This window comes from Cupriavidus sp. FW306-01-F10A, from assembly GCF_058782785.1.
In genome coordinates this window covers 1-18,387 of sequence record NZ_JBYSYA010000010.1, presented here as the reverse complement: position 1 = coordinate 18,387, position 18,387 = coordinate 1, and the positions used below count along the sequence as shown (strand labels likewise).

Below are 18,387 nucleotides of genomic sequence, written 5' to 3'. Positions count from 1 at the left end.
CGCCATGCAATGGGAAGTGGTGATCGGCCTCGAAACGCACGCTCAGCTTTCGACGGCCTCCAAGATTTTTTCCGGCACCTCCACCGCCTTCGGGGCCGAGGCCAACACGCAGGCCTCGCCGGTGGACCTGGCTCTGCCGGGCGTGCTGCCGGTGCTCAACAAGGGCGCGGTCGAGCGCGCCATCCAGTTCGGCCTGGCGATCGGCGCCACTATCGCGCCGCGCAGCGTCTTTGCGCGCAAGAACTACTTCTACCCCGACCTGCCCAAGGGCTACCAGATCAGCCAGTATGAGATCCCGGTGGTACAGGGCGGCACCATCACCATCCAGGTCGAAGGCAAGAAGGGCGAGTTCTACGAAAAGACCGTCAACCTGACCCGCGCCCACCTGGAAGAAGACGCGGGCAAGTCCCTGCACGAAGACTTTGCCGGCATGACCGGCATCGACCTGAACCGCGCCGGCACCCCGCTGCTGGAAATCGTCACCGAGCCCGACATGCGCAGCGCCGCCGAAGCCGTGGCCTACGCCAAGGCGCTGCACTCGCTGGTGGTGTGGCTGGGCATCTGCGATGGCAACATGCAGGAAGGCAGCTTCCGCTGCGACGCCAACGTGTCGGTGCGCCCGCTCGGCCAGAAGGAATTCGGCACCCGCCGCGAGATCAAGAACCTGAACTCGTTCCGCTTCCTGCAGCAGGCCATCGAGTACGAAGTGCAGTGGCAGATCGCCGAGATCGAGGACGGCCGCAAGATCCAGCAGGCCACCGTGCTGTTCGACCCGGAAACGGGCGAAACGCGCGCCATGCGCACCAAGGAAGACGCGCACGATTACCGCTACTTTCCCGACCCCGACCTGATGCCGCTGGAAATCGACGCGAGCTGGGTCGAGCGCGTGCGCGGCGAGCTGCCGGAACTGCCGGCGGCGATGCAGGCGCGCTTTGTCTCGCAGTACGGCCTGTCGGCCTATGACGCCACCACGCTGACCGCGACCAAGGCCTTCGCCGCCTACTACGAGGCCGTGGTGGCCGACGCCGGCGCCGCCAACGCCAAGCCCGCGGCCAACTGGCTGATGGGCGACGTGGCCTCGCAGCTGAACCGCGAAGGCATCGCCATCGACGCCGCACCGGTCACGCCGGCGCAACTGGCCAGGCTGCTCGCGCGCATCGCCGACGGCACGGTATCGAACAACACCGCCAAGAAGGACGTGTTCCCGGCGATGTGGGCCGGCGAGCACGGCGGCGATGCCGACACCATCATCGCGGCCAAGGGGCTGAAGCAGATGTCCGACACCGGCGAGCTGGAGAAGATCATCGACGACGTGCTGGCCGCCAACGCCAAGTCGGTCGAGGAATTCCGCGCGGGCAAGGAGAAGGCGTTCAATGCGCTGGTCGGGCAGGCGATGAAGGCGACCAAGGGCAAGGCCAATCCGGCGCAGGTGAATGAGCTGCTGAAGAAAAAACTGGGGTAAGGGCTGGCTGACAGGGCCAGCGAACCGCTGCGGCAGGCGTATCCTACTGGCCTGCTCTAAAAGTCAGGAGATCCCCATGAGCTGGTCCGCCCATCAATACGTCGCCTTCGAAGACGAACGCACCCGCCCGGTCCGCGACCTGGTGGCTGCCATCCCCAATGAGATCGCGCGCAGCGCGGTGGATATCGGCTGCGGGCCGGGCAACTCCACCGAGGTGCTGCTGGCGCGCTATGCGGGGGCGTCGGTGACCGGGCTGGACAGCTCGCAGGACATGGTCGACGCGGCGCGCAAGCGCCTGCCCGAGGTGCAGTTCCGCGTGGCCGACATCGGCACCTGGGACGAGGCCGGGCCCTATGACGTGATCCTGGCCAATGCCGTGCTGCAGTGGCTGCCTGACCACGCCAGCCTGTTCCCGGCACTGGTATCCAGGCTCGCCCCCGGCGGCACGCTGGCCGTGCAGATGCCGGACAACCTGGAAGAACCCGCGCACCGGCTGATGCGCCAGGTGGCGGCGGAAGGCCCGTGGGCAGAAAAGCTCGCCGGCGCCAGCAAGGCCCGCGCCGAGCGCGCCCCGGCGCAGTGGTACTACGAGCTGCTGCGCCCGCTGTGCCAGCGCGTGGACGTATGGCTGACCACGTACCACCATCCGCTGGCGGGCGGCCCGGCCGCGGTGGTGGAGTGGTTCAAGGGCAGCGGCCTGCGCCCCTTCCTGCAGCCGCTGGACGAGGCCGAGCGCGCCGCCTACCTGGCGCGCTACCAGACCGAGATTGCCAAGGCGTACCCGGCGCTGCCGGACGGGTCGGTGCTGCTGCCGTTCCCGCGCCTGTTTATCGTCGCGACGCGCTGAGGCCCTACGCCGGCTTGTGGCACACCGCTTCGATGTTGTGCCCGTCCGGGTCCAGCACGAAGGCGCCGTAGTAGTTGGGGTGGTAGTGCGCGCGGATGCCCGGCGCGCCGTTGTCGCGCCCGCCCGCGGCCAGCGCCGCGCGATGGAAGGCATCGACGGTCTCGCGGCTGTCCACGCGGAAGGCCACGTGCAGCGGCGGCTGGTTGGGCGTGCCGCGGTGGATCCAGAAGTCGGGTTGCCCCGGCGGGCCGAAGCCTGCGACATCGGTGCTGCCGGTGACGCTGGCCGGGAATTCCTTGTCCAGCACATAGCCGATGGCGCCCAGCGCCGCCTGGTAGAAGGCACGGCTCTTGCCGTAGTCGCTGACGCTTACGCCGGTGTGGTCGATCATGGGTCGCTTCCTTTCAACGGTGGGAGGGGGCTCAGGCCAGGTCCAGCACGCTCATGGTGGCGTTCAGGCGGCTGACCAGCACCGATTCACCGTGGAGGTCGGCAAAGACATCCGCCTCCACCACGATGATCGAACGGCCGGACTTGAGCACATCGGCACGGCAGCGCAGCCGTTCGCTGCGCACGGCCCTGAGCAGGTTGATCTTGAACTCCGCGGTGACCACGTGCTGGCCTGCCTCCAGGATGGTGGATGCCGCCGCGCCCGCGGTGTGGTCTGCGATGGTGGCCTGCACGCCCGCATGGACGATGCCGCCGTGCTGCAGGTGGCGCGGCGCAATGTCCAGCGTGGATTCGCACCAGCCGGGCCCGCAGTCCGCCAGCGTGATGCCGACATCGTTGACAAAGGCGGCCTGGCGAAAGCCCGCCTCGATGGTGTCGCGCAGCAGAAGCCGTTCCTGTTCAGTGGTCATGGCTGTTCCTTGTCGGGTCCCTGCATCACCGGGATGTGCGCATTGCAGCGTGAAGGCGCGGGGCTGTCAACCATCCATGCGCCTGTTACGCCGCGCGGAAGCGGGCCGGCGTGCTGTCGCCTACACTGGAAGCATCCGCGACCCGCGTGCGCGCCTGAGCGCATGCAGCCCGCAATGATCGCCGACACCCATCCCCCCACACTGCGCCGCAAGACGCGCCCCGCCGCGGCCTTTGCCGCGCTGACGCAGGCAAGCCTGGCGCGCATCGAAGCGAGCCTGGCCCAGTTGCTGCGCCGCGACGAGCCCGAAGACCTGCACGCGCTGCGCGTGGCGGTGCGCCATGCGCGCGCGGTGCTGTGGGCGCTGGGGCCGTCGTTGCCGCGGCAGGAGCGCGATCGCTGGAAGCATGACCTGCGCATGCTGGCGCGCGCCACCAGCGACGTGCGCGACTGGGATGTATTCCTGGCCGAAACCATTGCACCGGCGCGCAAACTGGAACCTGACGATACCGTGCTGTCGGCCATCGCCGATACCGCCCGGGAGCGCCGCGACACCGCGCGGCAAACCATGCTGGCGGCCCTGGCCGGCTACCGTGACTGGCCGCTGCCCGCGCTGCATCGCGACCTGGCGCACCTGGCCCACCTGGCCGCCCGCGCCCGCAGTGACGGTGGCCGCCTCGGGCCCCTTGCGCGCAAGCGCGTGCGCCGCGGCCGCAAGCGCCTGCGCGCGCTGGCAAAGGCTGCACGCCGCGGCGATCCCCGCGCGGTGCATGAGCAGCGCATCGCCGGCAAGCGACTGCGCTATGTGATCGAGGCATTCGAGCCGGTGCTGCCCTCCCGCTACACCAGGGACCTGCATCGCAAGCTGGTCAAAGGGCAGGCGAAGCTCGGCCGCTTTGTCGACGGCATCGTCGCGCGCCGGCTGCTGGCCGAATGCCTGCAGGCGCAGGCAATGCCGGACGAGGCGCCGCGGCCGCTGCCCGGCGCCGGCTGACCACCCCGCCCGCCACGGCGGCCTGCCCACCGCGTGCCACGCCAACTGCACCCGATCTGCGACAATACCGCCATGACTGCTCCCCAGGTTCCCATTGCCGCCATCGCCACCGCGCCCGGACGCGGCGGCATCGGCGTGGTGCGTGTGTCGGGCCCCGATGTCGGCCCGGTGATGCGCGCCGTCTGCGGCCAGGCGCTGAAGCCGCGCCACGCCACCTACCTGCCGTTCCTCGATGGCCATGGCAAGGTCATCGACCACGGCCTGGCGCTGTATTTCCCGGCGCCCAATTCCTATACCGGCGAGGAAGTGCTCGAGCTGCAGGGCCACGGCGGCCCGGTGGTGATGCAGATGCTGCTGACACGCTGCCTGCAAGCGGGCGACGGCATCGGCCTGCGCCTGGCAGAGCCCGGCGAGTTCACGCGGCGCGCCTTCCTCAACGACAAGCTCGACCTGGCCCAGGCCGAGGCCGTGGCCGACCTGATCGAAGCCAGCACCGAGGCCGCGGCGCGCTCGGCGGCGCGTTCAATGGAGGGCGAATTCTCCAACGCTATCCGCCAGCTTGTGGATAAGGTCATCCACCTGCGCATGCTGGTCGAAGCCACGCTGGACTTCCCCGAAGAAGAGATCGATTTCCTGGAGCAGTCCGACGCGCGCGGCCAGCTTGCCACCATCCGCACCGAACTTGGCGGCGTGCTGGCGCAGGCGCGCCAGGGCGCGCTGCTGCGCGAGGGCCTGTCGGTGGTGCTGGCGGGCCAGCCCAACGTGGGCAAGTCGTCGCTGCTGAACGCGCTGGCCGGCGCGGAGCTGGCCATCGTCACGCCCATCGCCGGCACCACGCGCGACCGCGTGCGCGAGACCATCCAGATCGACGGCATCCCGCTGCATATCATCGACACCGCCGGCCTGCGCGAGCACGCCGCCGACGAAGTCGAGCGCATCGGCATCGAACGCACCTGGGACGCCATCCGCCGCGCCGACATCGTGCTGCACCTGGTCGACGCCACCGACTACCTGCGCCATGGCCTGTCGGAGACTGACGACGCCATCGACGACCAGCTCAGCGGCCAGCTGCCGCCGGGCTCGCCGATCGTGCGCATCGTCAACAAGATCGACAAGGCGCCCGCGGTCGGCGATGTCATCTTCGGCGGCAACCGCCCGCACGTGGTCGCCGCCAACGGCCCCAACCCGACCGAGATCTGGATCTCGGCGCGCACCGGAGCCGGCATTGAACTGCTGCGCCGCGAGCTGCTGCGGCTGGTGGGCTGGCAGTCAGGCAATGAAGGCAACTTCCTGGCGCGCGAGCGGCACCTGACGGCGCTGCGGAATGCGCAATCGCACCTGGATATCGCAGCCGAGCAGGCCGAGCACCAGGCGCAGGCGCTGGACCTGTTTGCCGAAGAGCTGCGGCTGGCGCAGGATTGCCTGAACAGCATTACGGGTGAGTTCACCAGTGATGATCTGCTGGGGACGATCTTTACGCGGTTCTGCATCGGCAAGTGATACCCGCAGGCGCAGCCCCATGTCGCTGCGCGGAAAGACACCGGAAAGTAAACTGCAAGCCACTCGCTGACATGCCCGCGCCAGCCCGTCGGCGCCTCTCCCGCCATGCGTCTGACCCTCATCACCTTCGGTACCCAGGGCGACTGCCGCCCCATCGTCTCGCTGGGCCTCGGCCTGCGCGCCGCCGGCCATGACGTGCTGATGCTGGGCGAACGCTCGGCAGCCACGCTCGCGGCAGAGCACGGCCTCGCCTTTGCACCGATGGCAGGCGACATCAAGCAGACGCTGGCGCCGGGCGGCGCGCTGCACAAGCTGATGACCGAAGGCGGCAACGTCGCCGAGGCCACGCGGGCATTCGGGCGCATTGCCGAGGACAACACCGAGGCGTGGATGTCGCAACTGGCGCAGGCCGCGCGCGCTGCCGACGGCATCGTGTTCTCGGGGCTGACGGCGTATGTGGCGCTGTCGGTGGGCGAGCAGTTGGGCAAGCCGGTGATCGGCGCAGGCATGTTCCCGATCTCGCCGACGCGGGCCTTTCCGTCCGCGCTGCTGCCGCCGTTCAGGATGCCGGGGTGGGCCAATCGCGCCAGCCACCACGTGATCAACTTCGTGCTGTGGCGCATGTTCCGTAGCGCGACCAATGCTGCGCGCTCCAGGCTGTTCGGCGCGTCGGCGCGCAAGGCGATGTGGGCGGACTTTCCGACGCTGTACGCGATCTCGCCGCAACTGGTCCCGCGTCCGCATGACTGGCATGACGACTGGCTGGTGAGCGGCGCGTGGACCATGCCGCCGCAGCCGGACTGGCAACCGGACGCGCCGCTGCGCGACTTCCTGGCGGCCGGCGAGGCGCCGCTCTATATCGGCTTTGGCAGCATGGCGGGCTTTGACCGGCACAAGGTGGTGACGGCGCTGGTGCAGGCGGCCGATGGCCGGCGCGCGCTGTTCTATCCGGGCTGGAGCGGCATCGACGTGGCGGCGTTGCCATCCAACTTCCACGTGGTGGGCGCCACCCCGCATGACTGGCTGTTGCCGCGCGTGTCGGCGGCAATCCATCACGGCGGTGCGGGCACCACGCATGCGGCCGCGGCGGCGGGCGTGCCGGCGATCGTGCTGCCGTTTGCGGGCGACCAGTTCTTCTGGGCGGGCCGGCTGGCGGCGCTGGGCGTGGCGCCGCGTCATGTCGCCGGGCACAAGATCGACGCGCCGCGGCTGGCGTCGATGATCGCCTTTACCGAGCAACCGGCCACGCGCGAACGGGCCGCCAGGCTGGGCCGCGCGATGGCCGCCGAACGCGGCGTCGACCATGCCGTGGCGGCGATTGAGCGCTTTTGCGGCAGGCAGGGCGCATAATCCCGTTCCGCCTTTCGCATTCACTGACGCAGGACCTTCCGATGTTGAACCGTACCCAGCAAATCCTTATTGCCATCGTCGCCGTGGCTGTCCTTGGCATGTTGTGGTTTGCCGGCAATGACCGCCGCGGCGATGTCGGCGGTGCCGCGCCCGAAACGCAGGCCGAAGCCAGCGCGGTGCCGGCCAGCGTCGTGCGCGGGGTGCCGCGCGACGGCACGCTCGACCCGATCAGCATCGACCCCGAGCGCCCCGCTGACCGCCTGCCGCAGCTCCAGGCCGACACGCTGCTGAATGACTACCGCGGCAATCCCAAGGAAGCCGACACCCGCTACCTGGGCCAGTACCTGATCGTCGAAGGCGTCGCCAGCGGCATTCGCCGCGAGGGCGACCAGGTCTTTGTCGATATCCGCACCAACGATCCCGGCGTGAATGTGCGCGCACTGCTGCTGCAACGCCAGATCTGCGGCCCGGCAGGGCGGGTGTGCGAGGTGGAGGCCCGCGCCACCATGGTGCGGCGCGGCCAGAAGGTGGCGCTGGAATGCAACGGCGCCGGGCTGGCCGATGGCGCACCGCTGCTGCGCGACTGCCTGCTGCGCGGCGGCGCCAACTGATCGCGCTTGTCTCAAGATTCCGGAGTCCCGCCATGCAATCCGTTCTGTCCGTCCTTGCCATCCTGATCATGGTGGCCACCATCGTCGGCGTGGTCTCGCCCGCCTGGCTCAGCCAGACGCTGTTTGGCGGCAGACCCGTCACGCGGCTGCAGGTCGCCGTCATCGGGGTCTGCCTTGCCGGGCTTTGCCTGGTCCTGGTAGGCCGGCTGGCGCAAGGCGGCAGCGCGGGCGGCTGAGGCGCCACGCCGGCGCAGAAGCGGCCGTTTTGCGCTTCTGTTTGGGCGATTGGATCTGCGTGCCGGCGCCTACAGTGTGAAGGTATGCGGTGGCCACTGTGTCTTGCATGGCAGCCCGCCCCAGCCACACAGGACATCCATGTACAAAGCTCTGCTGGCCGCAGGCCTTGGCCTGCTGATCACCGGTTGCTCGACCTACCAGGCAGTGACCCCGGTCGACCGGCCCGACCGCACCGATCCCCTTGTCGCGTTCCAGGTGCCCGCTGGCGGCGGCCCGCTGGGCAACTACGGCGCCAACGGCACGCTGCTGTGCGTGGTGGTGAACCCGGTCACGGGCAATGACTTTGTCGAGAACTTTCTCTCATCGCTGCGGCGGCGCAATTTCGAGGTGAAGGTGCTGCAGGCGCAGACCTCGATCGCGGCGTGCCCGGTGGTGGCGCTGTACACGGCGCGCAGCGCCTGGTACTGGACTGCGTACCTGAACAGCGCGGACATCACCGTGTTCCGCAACGGCGACCGTGTCGGCAAGGCCATCTATAACGCCAACCGCAGCGCGGGCGGGCTCAACCTGAGCAACTTCGTGCAGCCTTCGTCCAAGCTGGATGAGCTGGTCGAGCAACTGTTCCCCGGCATGCTGCCGCCGCCCCAGCCGCCGGCGGGCACGGCCGCCCCGGCGGCCTAGCCTGTCCGCACTCGACCGGAGGGCCGGGCCATGCCTGTCTGCGCAGCATCTTGCCGGGCGCAGCCGCGCCCGGCCCAGCGTACCCGGATCAGCGCTCCAGCCGCCCCAGGCGCACCACGGTCACGCCCGGGCGCAACTGGCGCAGCGACGGCATCACCAGCACGCAATCCGGATACGGCGTCACCACTGGCTCGCCGTCGCGCCAGCCGATTACGGTCCCGGCCTCGGTAAAGGTCTCCAGCCCGGTATAGGGGCCGGCAAAGCGGAAGTCCATGCTGGTGGCCACCACCGGCTCGGTCACGCGCACCACGCGCTGCGTGGCGGGCAGCCGCTGCAGCCAGCCTGCGGGCAAATCGCTTTCATCGATCACGCCGGCATGCAGCAGGAAGCGCGCGGTGCTGTCCTGCGCCACGGTCACGGCGGCGGGCTCCCAGTGCTGGCCGCACTCGATCAGCAGTGCGTTGCGCGGGCTGGCGGCATCGCCAAAGCCATCGTAGTCGCGCATGCGGCGGCCTTCGGGGTGGCCTTCGTCGACGATCACGTCGGCCGGCGCGCCCAGCGCGCGCGACAGGGCGATGCCCTTGTCGAGCGGGCCGGAGACGATCAGCGGCCGGCTTTTCTCGTGCATCGAATGCAGGTCCAGCAGCAGGTCGATGGTGTCGATCACCGGGCGCATGGCACGCGCGCGGCGCAGCTCGGATGAATCGAGGCTGGCATCATCGAGCACCCTGGCGGTCCACACGCGGTTGAAATCCTGGTCGACAAAGCGCGATGCGTCGGGCCTGGCGGCATCGAAGCTGTGGTACGCGTCGACGTTGGCAAACGCCAGCGTCAGCCGGCCGCGGCGCGGGCGCAGTCCGTGGTCCAGCAACGCCTTGACGGCGATGGCGCCGCAGACCTCGTTGCCGTGGGTCAGCGCATTGACCATCACGTGCGGGCCGGGCTGGCCGCTGTCGAAGGTGTACAGGTAGGGGATGCCGGTGTTGCCGGCGGCGTAGGCGCGGATGTCGGGGAACGCGACATCGACTGGGTAGGCGTCGATCGGTGCGGTGGACTGGGTCATGGGAATCGGTGCGTTCAGGGCGCCTGGCGGGTCGGTGCCGCCGGGTCGTGTTCTTGGGATCAGGTTGAGGATGGGCGGCGGGGCCTTGCCAGCGCCGCCCGCCCCAGCTCTTACTCGTGAATGCCAGCCGTCTGCACGATGGTGCGATAGCGCCCCGTCTCGCGCTTGATAAAGCTGCCGAACTGCGCCGGATTGGCCGGCGCCACTTCCACGCCGGCTTCTGCCAGCTTCTTCTTCACATCCGGCATGGCCAGCACGGCCTGCATCTCGGTGTTCAGGCGCTCCACCACCGCTTGCGGCAGCTTGGCCGGGCCCATCAGGCCGAACCACACGCCCATGTCGACGCCCTTGAGCGCGGGCGTCTCGGCCAGCGCGGGCACGTTCGGCGCCACCGGCGAGCGCTTGGCGTTGGTCACGCCGTAGGCCTGCACGCGGCCGGCCTGGATATGCGGCAGCGCCGACGACAGCACCATCACCGCCAGGTCGATCTGGCCGCCGAGCAGGTCGGTGGCCATGGCCGACGCGCCCTTGTACGGCACGTGCGTGATATTGACCTTGCCCTGCTGCTTGATCAGTTCGCCGGCCAGGTTCAGCGGCGTGCCCACGCCCGACGAGGCATACGACAGCTTGCCCGGCTGGGCCTTGGCCAGCGCGATCAGCTCGGCCGCGTTCCTGGCCGCCAGCCCGGGCTTGCCGACCAGCACCATCGGCTGGGTGCCGACGAAGGTCACCGGCGCCAGGTCCTTCTCGCCGTCGTAGCGCACGGCGGGGTTGGTCAGACGGGCAATCGACACTTCACTGCCCGAGCCCATCAGCAGGGTGTAGCCGTCGGCCTCGGCCTTGACCACCTTGGCCGCGCCGATGGTGCCGCCGGCGCCACCCAGGTTCTCGATCACCACGCTCTGGCCCAGGCGCTTGCCCAGTTCCGGGGCGATGGTGCGGGCCACCAGGTCGACGCTGCCGCCGGCGGTGTAGCCCACCACCAGCGTGATCGGCTTGGCGGGCCAGGCGGAGGCAACGGCGCCGGCGGAAGCGGCAAGGCAGAGTGCGGCAGCGGCCGCGCGCAGGATGGTCTTCATGGTCTTGGCTCTGGGGGTCCCGGAATGGTTGTTGTGGAGCGATGGTAGTGAGCGCGGAAGCGGCCCGGCGTGCAGCTTTGGCAAGGGCGGTTGCCGATTCGGCAATGGTCGCCGAAGGCGCATCAGCGCGGTGCCTGCACCGCCGCCTGCCAGAAGGCCTCGGCCAGCGGGCGCATCGGCGCGCGCGGGCGGTACAGGCGGATATCGAGCGCCAGGTCGCCGCCATCATCGCTGCGCGCGCCGCTGATGGCACGCACCAGGCGCCCGGCGTGCAGGTCGTCGGCAATCAGGCGGGCCGGCAGCCAGGCCAGGCCCATGCGCTGGCGCACCATCTCGTGCACCGACTCGGCAAAGTCGCTGACCGCGATCACGTCCAGCCGCGGCGCCAGCTTGCGGCGCGCGATCTCCTGGTTGACCATGCGGCCGAGTGTCAGGGTCTCGGCGTAGGCGATCATGGGCACCGGCTTCGCCGCAGCCTTGCCGGTCGCCAACCGGTGCAGCGGCGCGCCGCGCTCGTCGGCGGCGCTGACGCACACCAGCCGCTCCACGCCGGCCAGGTGGAACTGGTAGCGCGCGTCATCCAGCATCACCGGCAGGTCCGGCGGGCTGTAGCAAAGCAGGAAATCGGCATCGCCCTCGGCAAACATGGCCAGCGCGTCATGCATCGGGAAGGTCGACAGCTGCGTGCGGAACCCGGCCGCCGCGGGGTCGTGCCGCAGCGCCTCGCGCAGGCCCGCCAGCCACGCCGGCACCATCGAGCGCGCCAGGGTCTTGCCGGTGGCAATGGTGACCGTGCTGGCGTCGGCGCGGTGCGCGGCGCGCAGCGCCACGCGGGTCTCGTCCAGCGTGCGCAAGGCGCTCTGCGCGGCTTCCAGGAACTGGCGCCCTTCGGCGGTCAGCCGCACCGGGAACGCGCTGCGGTCGATCAGCGGGGCGCCGGCCCAGACCTCAAGCGCCTGCATGCGCCGGCCAAACGCGGGCGGGGTCACGTTGCGCAGCTCGGCGGCACGCGCCAGGCTGCCGGCCTGGGCCAGGCAGACGAAGTCTTCGAGCCAGCGGATATGCATGGAAGGCGGACCGTTGAGGGTGGGGCGGCAATGCCCTCATTATCGGCAAAACCGGCCGCCACCTTTGCCTGCCGCATTCCTCGGTTAGAATTTTTCGCATGACACTGATCCGGCGCCGCCCTCCCTCGTCCCCGACCAGCCAGGCGTCCGACACCACGCCGCCCGCCCCGGAATACACCATCGACGAGCTGGCGCGCGTGGCCGGCACCACGGTGCGCAACGTGCGCTCCTACCAGGACCGCGGCCTGATCGATCCGCCGCAGCGGCGCGGGCGCGTGGGCATCTACACGCAGGCGCACCTGGGGCGGCTCAAGCTGATCCACCACCTGCTGGCGCGCGGCTATACGCTGGCCAATATCACCGAGCTGCTCAAGGCCATCGTCGAAGGGCACGACCTGCGCTCGATCCTGGGGCTGGAGACCGCCATCAGCAGCCCGTGGACCAACGAGACGCCGCGGCACTACTCCTACCTGGCGCTGGCGCGGCTGTTCGGCCGCGCGATCTCGCGCCCGGCCCTGGCCAAGGCGATCTCGCTGGGGCTGCTGGAACCGGACGGGCTGGGCTATCTCGCACGCAGCCCGCGCGCGCTGGCCGCGGGCGCGGAGATCGCCCAGGCGGGCTTTGCGCTGGAAGACGTGCTGGAGATCATCGCGCAGTCGCGCGGGCATTTCCAGGCGGTATCGGACCATATCGTCGCTACCGTGGTGCGCGAGCTGGACCGCTTTGGCATTGGCAAGCTGCCGCCGCCGCAGGACGTGCCGCGGCTGGTGGAGATCCTGTGGCGCATCCGCCCGCTGGCGCTGGTGATGGCGGAGACGGAGATGATGCGGGCGCTGGAGATCTCGGCCAACAAATACCTGGGGGACCGGGTGGCGGCGATCATCGAGCATCTGCATGATGAGGAAGGTGGCAGCGGCGGGAAGCCATGATCCCGCGCCGGTCTGGCCCCTCCCCCGCCGTGCAGACCGGGCACACAGGTGACAGGTGTGCGAAGACATGGTTGACGCTTCCCGGCATAGTCATCCCGCCGCTCTACCTCGCCGCCCTTCCCCGCACCGATTCCTCCAGCAACGACCGCAACTTCGCCAGCGCGCCCGGATCCCCGTGCGCGGCTGAGCGCGCATACCAGATCTTGGCCTGCTCGAGATCCCGGTCGACCACGCCGGGCTCGCCGTGCTCATAGAAGCTGCCGACGATGTATTGCGCGCCGCCGTCGCCGGCACTGGCCGCGCGGCTGTACCACGTGAACGCGTGCCCGTAGTCGCGCGGCACGCCCCGGCCAGTGAAGTAATTCGTCGCCAGCGCCATCTGCGCCTGCACATGCCCGCCCTGCGCCGCCAGCGCATACCAGCGGTTGGCTTCCTCCAGTGACTTCGGCACCAGTTCGCCGCGCTCATAGAGGTCGCCCCAGGTGTACTGGGCATGCGTCATCTGGTTGTCGGCCGCTTTTTTCAGCCAGACCAGTGCCTCCTGCGGGCGGGCGGCAGTGCCCTCGCCGCGCAGCAGCATCATTGCGTAGTTGAATTGGGCCAGGCGGTTGCCCAGCCTGGCCGCATTGGCGAAGCCGCGCAGGGCCTGGTCGAAGTTGCCCGCTTCATATGCGGTGACCGCGTCGCGGGTCTGGGCCTGCGCGGGGGCAGGCGGCTGCGGTGCGGAGGCCGCCGGCTGCGTGCACAACAGCCATGCGGCGGTGGCGCCGGCGAGCAAGGCGGCAATCGGGGGGTGGGCAATCGACATGGCGGACTCCGGGCACAGCGCCTTCCTGATTCCAGTGTAGGAGTCAGGGCACCGCGCCGGTAGGCAGGCGCGGAATCGCCGGAATATCCATGCGAATAATCAATCGACCATAATATCTGCCACGATCATTCCTCGCACAGATAATACCAGGTCTTCAGATCCACCCGGCCCGATGCAGCCGCCGCCACAGTCCCCCGCAGGCGACCGCGGTCACGCCGATCACGGCCGGGTAGGCGAAGGGGATTTTCAGCTCAGGCATGAAATCGAAGTTCATGCCGTACAGGCTGAAGATCACGGTCGGGATCGCCAGGATCGCGCCCCAGCCGGCCAGGCGCTTGACCACCTCGTTCTGGCCCACGGTGACCAGCGCCAGGTTGACCTGCACGGCGGTGGTCAGCATTTCGCGCACCACGTCGAGCGTGCGCACCAGCCGGCTGGCGTGGTCTTCGATGTCGCGGAAATAGGCGCGCAGCTCCTTCGGCACCAGGTCTTCGTGCAGCCGGATCAGCTGGCCGCACATGTCCTCCACCGGGCTGACCGCATTGCGCAGGCGCAGCACCTGGCGCTTGATCCGGTACAGGCGCTCGATCGCGGCGCGGTCGAACTCATCGCGGAAGATGCCCTGCTCCAGCGCCTCGAAGGTGTCTTCCAGGCGCGTGACGATGGGCATGTAGTGATCGACGACAAAGTCCATCAGCGCGTACAACACATAGCCCGGGCCGTTGGCCAGGCCGTGCGGGTCGTGCTCGCAGCGCTCGCGCACGGGCGCATAGGTGCTGCTGGCACCGTGGCGCACCGAAACCACGTAGTTGGGGCCGACAAAGAGATGGGTCTCGCCGACCACCACTTCATCTTCCACCAGTTGCGCCGTGTTGAGCACCACGAAGACCGAATCGCCGTAGGCCTCGAGCTTGGGGCGCTGGTGCGCATCGAGCGCATCTTCCACCGCCAGGTCGTGCAGGCCGAACGCCTGCTGGGCCTGGCGCAGCAGCGCGAGGTCAGGCTCATGCAAGCCCAGCCAGACAAAGGTACCCGGCACGCCCAGCACGGTGGGAATCTCCTCCATGCCCACCGTGCTGAGCCGCTTGCCCTGCCGGTAGGCCACGCAATTGACAATGGCGCCCATGGAAACTCCGCTGATCAGATGGCGCAATCGTAACAAGCCTTTACGCTGCGACGGACGCCATGCGTGTTGCCGCGCACGGCAAACCACGCTGGCCGCACTTGCCCGGCGCTACGATGTGCCGTGCACGCGCATATGGAACCCACGCGCCACCTGCTGTACATATCGATCCAATTGTTACAGTTCGCGACAGATACGACGTTAGAATGTGGCATTTCCACGGTCACCCGGCTATGTCCCAGAAGAAATCGCCACGCTTCGAGCTGCGCAGTGGCAACGTAGACGCCCTCCTTCTCGCCCTCCAGACCGCCGACATGGCTGCGCTGCGGGATGACCTCCTCTCCCGCTTTGAAGCCACCCCTGACTTCTTTTCCAATGACGTGATCGCGCTGGACCTGCGCGCGCTGGAAGATGACAGCGAAGTCGCGCTTGGCACCGTGATCGACACGCTGGCCACGCTCAAGGCCCGCGCCATCGGTGTGGTGGCCCGCCCTGCCCAGCGCGAGTGGGCCGAGCGCTTCGGCCTGCCGCTGCTGGACAGCCAGGCGCGCCGCGGCAGTGGCGCCGACCGCGCCGCCGAGGCCCAGGCCGCAGCCGCGGCGGAACAGGCCGCCGCCGAACAGGCCGCGCGCGAGGAATCCGTCCGCGCCGCCGCGCAGGCCAGCACCGACGCCGCCGTGGCCGCCGCCATCCGCCAGACCCAGACCATGCTGATCGACAAGCCGCTGCGCTCGGGCCAGCAGGTCTACGCGCAGGGCGACGTGGTCATCCTGGACGTGGTCAGCTACGGCGCCGAGGTGATCGCCGAAGGCAACATCCATGTCTATGCCCCGCTGCGCGGACGCGCGCTGGCGGGCGTCAAGGGCAACACCGGCGCGCGCATCTTCAGCACGTGCATGGAGCCTGAACTGATTTCCATCGCCGGCATCTACCGGACCGCGGAGCAGACGCTTCCGGCCGATGTGCTCGGCAAGACCGCCCAGGTGCGCCTGGCCGATGAAAAACTGATCCTAGAAGCGCTGCGGCTCAAGTAACCGCGGCAGCCCCCGGGACCGAATCGCAGAGAGCGCAAGCTTCAACTTATTACTGGACCAAAGAGCCATGGCAAAAATCATCGTTGTGACCTCCGGCAAGGGAGGCGTCGGCAAGACCACCACCAGCGCCAGCTTTGCCGCCGGCCTGGCCCTGCGCGGCCACAAGACTGCCGTGATCGACTTCGACGTCGGCCTGCGCAACCTTGACCTGATCATGGGTTGTGAGCGCCGCGTGGTGTACGACCTGATCAACGTGGTGCAGGGCGAAGCCAACCTGCGCCAGGCGCTGATCAAGGACAAGAAGTGCGAGAACCTGTTCATCCTGCCGGCCTCGCAGACGCGCGACAAGGATGCGCTCACGCGCGATGGCGTCGAGAAGGTCATCAACGGCCTGATCGAGATGGATTTCGAATTCATCATCTGCGACTCGCCCGCCGGCATCGAGTCGGGCGCGCTGATGGCGATGTACTTCGCCGACGAGGCGCTGATCGTGACCAACCCGGAAGTGTCGTCGGTGCGCGATTCGGACCGCATCCTGGGCATCCTGGCGTCCAAGACCAAGCGCGCCAGCGAAGGCGGCGACCCGATCAAGGAACACCTGCTGATCACGCGCTACAACCCCAAGCGCGTGCATGGCGGCGAAATGCTGTCGCTGACCGACATCCAGGAAATCCTGCGCATCAAGCTGATCGGCGTGGTGCCTGAGTCGGAAGCCGTGCTGCACGCCTCGAACCAGGGCACGCCCGCCATCCACCTGGAAGGCAGCGACGTGGCCGACGCCTATGGCGACGTGGTGGACCGCTTCCTCGGCAAGGACAAGCCGATGCGTTTCACCGACTACCAGAAGCCGGGGCTGCTCTCCCGCATCTTCGGCAACAAGTAACGGTCAAGGAGGGCTCACCCCATGTCGATCCTTTCCTTCCTGCTGGGAGAGAAGAAGAAGTCCGCGTCGGTCGCCAAGGAGCGGCTGCAGATCATCCTGGCGCACGAGCGCACCGGCCATTCCGCGCCCGCCGACTACCTGCCCGCGCTGCAGCGCGAGCTGGTGGCGGTGATCTCCAAGTACGTCAAGATCGGCGACCAGGACCTGCGCGTCAGCCTGGAACGCCAGGACAACCTCGAGGTGCTCGAGGTCAAGATCGAGATCCCGCAGAACTGAGGACGGATCCCGGCGCTGCCGGATTCGTTCCTCCTCCTTCGGTTTTCCCGCACTTCCCGTCTTTCCGCCGACCGCGGCGCCGCTTGCGCGCCGCGATCGGCCGGCCCCCTTTCTCCCTGCCGTGATTCCCCGCCAGCCCAGTGTGCAGGCCAGCTCGCCAGCGCTGCCAAAATGCCCCAACTCGGAATTCTGTAGCGGCGAGACAACGGATTTGCACCAAAATCCTGCTTGAAAGCGCAGCTTGGCGGAGTTTTGTGTCCTTGTAGCTTACGTTTTGTTAAATTTTCGCGGCGTCTGCAACGAAACGTAGACAAAATCGTCCACGCCGTGATCCGGCGGAGAGAACAGTACAAGACAGAAAAGGAGCACCATGAAGAAATCGGCCATCGTCCTCGCAGCCGGCAGCCTGTTGGCAGGTTCGGCGTTCGCACAATCGTCCGTTACCCTGTACGGTATCGTTGACCAGAGCATCCGCTTCCAGACGAACTCCAACGCCAACAACGACAATCTGTGGGAACTGACCAACGGCGCCGTCACCAACAGCCGCTGGGGCCTGAAGGGCAGCGAAGCCCTCGGCAACAACCTGAAGGCAATCTTCCAGCTGGAAGGCGGCTTCGATCCGGACACCGGCCGTTCCAACCAGGCCAGCGCCACCAACCCGAACGGCCGCCTGTTCGGTCGTCAGGCTTACGTTGGCCTGTCGGGTGACTTCGGCACGATCAAGCTGGGCCGCCAGTACACCGAAGGCTTTAACTTCTTCGGCGACTACGATCCGCTGACCATCGGCAACTACACCAACAACGCCTGGCCGTTCTTCCTGACCCAGTTCCGCAGCGACAACGTGGTCAGCTACGCCGGCAAGTTCGGCGGCCTGGACGTGGGCGCCAGCTACGGCTTCGGCGAGCAGCCGGGCAGCATGACCAAGAACCAGTACTGGGGCACCCGTGCCGCTTACTCGTTCGGTCCGTTCGGCATCGGCGGCGTGTACCAGGAAATCCGCGACATCAACGGCAACAAGCAGCAAATGTGGGGCGCGGCCGGTAAGTACGCCTTTGGCCCGGCCAAGCTGTTCGTGGGCTACGTCGGCGGCAAGGACCGCACTGGCGTGATCGACAACGGCTTCCTGAACAACTCGGCTGCCGCGCCTGCTCCGGCCGTGGTCACCGCCGGCGCTGCCAGCAACCCGCGCAAGGACACCATCGGCTACATCGGCCTGACCTACCAGGCCACCCCGGCCCTGGCGCTGACCGGCGTGTTCTACGGCGACTACGTCGAGAACAAGAACGGCGTGAACGACAACAACGGCCGCCGCTACACCGGCGTGCTGCTGGCCGAGTACTCGCTGTCCAAGCGCACCCAGGTCTACGGCACGGTTGACTTCAACAAGGTTTCGGGCGGCACCACCACCGAAATGCCGGGCCGCAACAACCAGACTGGCGCTGCACTGGGTATCCGCCACATCTTCTGATCGACACCCGATCAGCAGTTCCTGGCAAAAGGCACCTTCGGGTGTAATGCCGTTCAGTTAAGACTGAACGGCATTTTTCATTGTTAGCCGCCGAAGCAGTTGTAAACCGCAAGCCG

The 18,387-nt window shown here is 68.1% G+C and carries 20 protein-coding genes; 13 read left to right on the top strand and 7 right to left on the bottom strand.

The window, feature by feature from the left end:
• Window positions 1–4 precede the first annotated feature (4 nt).
• The gene (gene gatB / locus AC3WLF_RS16065) at window positions 5–1,462 is read left to right on the top strand and encodes an Asp-tRNA(Asn)/Glu-tRNA(Gln) amidotransferase subunit GatB (protein WP_492320799.1); all 1,458 of its coding nucleotides are present in this window, start codon (window positions 5–7) and stop codon (window positions 1,460–1,462) included.
• Between the two features lie 76 nt (window positions 1,463–1,538).
• A complete protein-coding gene (gene tam / locus AC3WLF_RS16060) occupies window positions 1,539–2,309 on the top strand; it encodes a trans-aconitate 2-methyltransferase (RefSeq protein WP_492320800.1) in 771 nt (256 codons plus the stop codon).
• Between the two features lie 4 nt (window positions 2,310–2,313).
• On the opposite strand, the gene AC3WLF_RS16055 is transcribed toward tam, so the two are convergent.
• Window positions 2,314–2,700 (bottom strand): VOC family protein, encoded by a 387-nt coding sequence (locus tag AC3WLF_RS16055; protein WP_010811473.1) that lies wholly within the window; start codon window positions 2,698–2,700, stop codon window positions 2,314–2,316.
• Between the two features lie 31 nt (window positions 2,701–2,731).
• Entirely contained in the window at window positions 2,732–3,169 is a 438-nt protein-coding gene (locus AC3WLF_RS16050; protein WP_492353003.1) for a PaaI family thioesterase, read from the bottom strand.
• A gap of 174 nt (window positions 3,170–3,343) precedes the next feature.
• On the opposite strand from AC3WLF_RS16050, the gene AC3WLF_RS16045 reads away from it, so the two are divergent.
• From AC3WLF_RS16045 to AC3WLF_RS16020, 6 genes are all read left to right on the top strand, one after another.
• The gene (locus AC3WLF_RS16045) at window positions 3,344–4,162 is read left to right on the top strand and encodes a CHAD domain-containing protein (protein WP_492353002.1); all 819 of its coding nucleotides are present in this window, start codon (window positions 3,344–3,346) and stop codon (window positions 4,160–4,162) included.
• Between the two features lie 72 nt (window positions 4,163–4,234).
• Entirely contained in the window at window positions 4,235–5,662 is a 1,428-nt protein-coding gene (gene mnmE, locus AC3WLF_RS16040) for a tRNA uridine-5-carboxymethylaminomethyl(34) synthesis GTPase MnmE (RefSeq protein WP_492320804.1), read from the top strand.
• Between the two features lie 105 nt (window positions 5,663–5,767).
• The gene (locus AC3WLF_RS16035) at window positions 5,768–7,012 is read left to right on the top strand and encodes a glycosyltransferase (RefSeq protein WP_492320805.1); all 1,245 of its coding nucleotides are present in this window, start codon (window positions 5,768–5,770) and stop codon (window positions 7,010–7,012) included.
• A 41-nt stretch (window positions 7,013–7,053) separates the two neighbouring features.
• Window positions 7,054–7,623, top strand: a complete 570-nt coding sequence (locus tag AC3WLF_RS16030; protein WP_492358494.1) for an OB-fold putative lipoprotein — start codon at window positions 7,054–7,056, stop codon at window positions 7,621–7,623.
• A 32-nt stretch (window positions 7,624–7,655) separates the two neighbouring features.
• On the top strand, window positions 7,656–7,859 hold the full coding sequence (locus tag AC3WLF_RS16025) for a hypothetical protein (RefSeq protein ID WP_492320807.1): 204 nt from the start codon (window positions 7,656–7,658) through the stop codon (window positions 7,857–7,859).
• Window positions 7,860–7,998: 139 nt separating this feature from the next.
• Window positions 7,999–8,541, top strand: coding sequence for an Sbal_3080 family lipoprotein (locus AC3WLF_RS16020; protein ID WP_492320808.1), 543 nt, complete (start codon window positions 7,999–8,001; stop codon window positions 8,539–8,541).
• Between the two features lie 88 nt (window positions 8,542–8,629).
• Here AC3WLF_RS16020 and AC3WLF_RS16015 read toward each other — a convergent pair whose 3' ends face one another.
• From AC3WLF_RS16015 to AC3WLF_RS16005, 3 genes are all read right to left on the bottom strand, one after another.
• Entirely contained in the window at window positions 8,630–9,604 is a 975-nt protein-coding gene (locus AC3WLF_RS16015) for a M14 family metallopeptidase (RefSeq protein WP_492320809.1), read from the bottom strand.
• A gap of 110 nt (window positions 9,605–9,714) precedes the next feature.
• The gene (locus tag AC3WLF_RS16010) at window positions 9,715–10,683 is read right to left on the bottom strand and encodes a Bug family tripartite tricarboxylate transporter substrate binding protein (RefSeq protein ID WP_340525200.1); all 969 of its coding nucleotides are present in this window, start codon (window positions 10,681–10,683) and stop codon (window positions 9,715–9,717) included.
• A 122-nt stretch (window positions 10,684–10,805) separates the two neighbouring features.
• Window positions 10,806–11,750 carry a LysR family transcriptional regulator gene (locus AC3WLF_RS16005; RefSeq protein ID WP_492320810.1) on the bottom strand — a complete coding sequence of 315 codons (945 nt, stop codon included), beginning with the start codon at window positions 11,748–11,750 and terminating at the stop codon, window positions 10,806–10,808.
• 98 nt (window positions 11,751–11,848) lie between these two features.
• Here AC3WLF_RS16005 and AC3WLF_RS16000 point away from each other — a divergent pair, with 98 nt between their 5' ends.
• Window positions 11,849–12,679, top strand: coding sequence for a MerR family transcriptional regulator (locus tag AC3WLF_RS16000; protein ID WP_492320811.1), 831 nt, complete (start codon window positions 11,849–11,851; stop codon window positions 12,677–12,679).
• A gap of 103 nt (window positions 12,680–12,782) precedes the next feature.
• Here the strand turns inward: AC3WLF_RS16000 and AC3WLF_RS15995 are convergent, their stop codons facing one another.
• Both AC3WLF_RS15995 and AC3WLF_RS15990 read right to left on the bottom strand, forming a co-directional pair.
• On the bottom strand, window positions 12,783–13,487 hold the full coding sequence (locus tag AC3WLF_RS15995) for a tetratricopeptide repeat protein (RefSeq protein ID WP_492320812.1): 705 nt from the start codon (window positions 13,485–13,487) through the stop codon (window positions 12,783–12,785).
• Between the two features lie 154 nt (window positions 13,488–13,641).
• Window positions 13,642–14,613: a magnesium and cobalt transport protein CorA gene (locus tag AC3WLF_RS15990; protein ID WP_492320813.1), complete on the bottom strand. Its 972-nt coding sequence runs from the start codon at window positions 14,611–14,613 to the stop codon at window positions 13,642–13,644.
• Window positions 14,614–14,843: 230 nt separating this feature from the next.
• Between AC3WLF_RS15990 and minC the strand changes: the two genes are divergently transcribed.
• From minC to AC3WLF_RS15970, 4 genes are all read left to right on the top strand, one after another.
• The gene (minC, locus tag AC3WLF_RS15985; protein WP_492320814.1) at window positions 14,844–15,644 is read left to right on the top strand and encodes a septum site-determining protein MinC; all 801 of its coding nucleotides are present in this window, start codon (window positions 14,844–14,846) and stop codon (window positions 15,642–15,644) included.
• Between the two features lie 67 nt (window positions 15,645–15,711).
• Window positions 15,712–16,527: a septum site-determining protein MinD gene (minD, locus tag AC3WLF_RS15980; protein WP_013955180.1), complete on the top strand. Its 816-nt coding sequence runs from the start codon at window positions 15,712–15,714 to the stop codon at window positions 16,525–16,527.
• Window positions 16,528–16,548: 21 nt separating this feature from the next.
• A complete protein-coding gene (gene minE, locus AC3WLF_RS15975; RefSeq protein ID WP_010811451.1) occupies window positions 16,549–16,803 on the top strand; it encodes a cell division topological specificity factor MinE in 255 nt (84 codons plus the stop codon).
• A 370-nt stretch (window positions 16,804–17,173) separates the two neighbouring features.
• A complete protein-coding gene (locus AC3WLF_RS15970) occupies window positions 17,174–18,271 on the top strand; it encodes a porin (protein WP_492320815.1) in 1,098 nt (365 codons plus the stop codon).
• Window positions 18,272–18,387: the final 116 nt, after the last annotated feature.

What these genes read in the sequence shown, in the direction of transcription:
- AC3WLF_RS16010 (WP_340525200.1), bottom strand. Translation starts at nt 10,683, where the DNA reads ATGAAGACCATCCTGCGCGCGGCCGCTGCCGCACTCTGCCTTGCCGCT.
- AC3WLF_RS15995 (WP_492320812.1), bottom strand. Translation starts at nt 13,487, where the DNA reads ATGTCGATTGCCCACCCCCCGATTGCCGCCTTGCTCGCCGGCGCCACC.
- minE (WP_010811451.1), top strand. Translation starts at nt 16,549, where the DNA reads ATGTCGATCCTTTCCTTCCTGCTGGGAGAGAAGAAGAAGTCCGCGTCG.
- AC3WLF_RS16015 (WP_492320809.1), bottom strand. Translation starts at nt 9,604, where the DNA reads ATGACCCAGTCCACCGCACCGATCGACGCCTACCCAGTCGATGTCGCG.
- AC3WLF_RS16025 (WP_492320807.1), top strand. Translation starts at nt 7,656, where the DNA reads ATGCAATCCGTTCTGTCCGTCCTTGCCATCCTGATCATGGTGGCCACC.
- AC3WLF_RS15970 (WP_492320815.1), top strand. Translation starts at nt 17,174, where the DNA reads ATGAAGAAATCGGCCATCGTCCTCGCAGCCGGCAGCCTGTTGGCAGGT.
- AC3WLF_RS16035 (WP_492320805.1), top strand. Translation starts at nt 5,768, where the DNA reads ATGCGTCTGACCCTCATCACCTTCGGTACCCAGGGCGACTGCCGCCCC.
- AC3WLF_RS16030 (WP_492358494.1), top strand. Translation starts at nt 7,054, where the DNA reads ATGTTGAACCGTACCCAGCAAATCCTTATTGCCATCGTCGCCGTGGCT.
- gatB (WP_492320799.1), top strand. Translation starts at nt 5, where the DNA reads ATGCAATGGGAAGTGGTGATCGGCCTCGAAACGCACGCTCAGCTTTCG.
- AC3WLF_RS15990 (WP_492320813.1), bottom strand. Translation starts at nt 14,613, where the DNA reads ATGGGCGCCATTGTCAATTGCGTGGCCTACCGGCAGGGCAAGCGGCTC.
- AC3WLF_RS16050 (WP_492353003.1), bottom strand. Translation starts at nt 3,169, where the DNA reads ATGACCACTGAACAGGAACGGCTTCTGCTGCGCGACACCATCGAGGCG.
- tam (WP_492320800.1), top strand. Translation starts at nt 1,539, where the DNA reads ATGAGCTGGTCCGCCCATCAATACGTCGCCTTCGAAGACGAACGCACC.
- AC3WLF_RS16000 (WP_492320811.1), top strand. Translation starts at nt 11,849, where the DNA reads ATGACACTGATCCGGCGCCGCCCTCCCTCGTCCCCGACCAGCCAGGCG.
- AC3WLF_RS16045 (WP_492353002.1), top strand. Translation starts at nt 3,344, where the DNA reads ATGATCGCCGACACCCATCCCCCCACACTGCGCCGCAAGACGCGCCCC.
- minC (WP_492320814.1), top strand. Translation starts at nt 14,844, where the DNA reads ATGTCCCAGAAGAAATCGCCACGCTTCGAGCTGCGCAGTGGCAACGTA.
- mnmE (WP_492320804.1), top strand. Translation starts at nt 4,235, where the DNA reads ATGACTGCTCCCCAGGTTCCCATTGCCGCCATCGCCACCGCGCCCGGA.
- AC3WLF_RS16055 (WP_010811473.1), bottom strand. Translation starts at nt 2,700, where the DNA reads ATGATCGACCACACCGGCGTAAGCGTCAGCGACTACGGCAAGAGCCGT.
- AC3WLF_RS16020 (WP_492320808.1), top strand. Translation starts at nt 7,999, where the DNA reads ATGTACAAAGCTCTGCTGGCCGCAGGCCTTGGCCTGCTGATCACCGGT.
- AC3WLF_RS16005 (WP_492320810.1), bottom strand. Translation starts at nt 11,750, where the DNA reads ATGCATATCCGCTGGCTCGAAGACTTCGTCTGCCTGGCCCAGGCCGGC.
- minD (WP_013955180.1), top strand. Translation starts at nt 15,712, where the DNA reads ATGGCAAAAATCATCGTTGTGACCTCCGGCAAGGGAGGCGTCGGCAAG.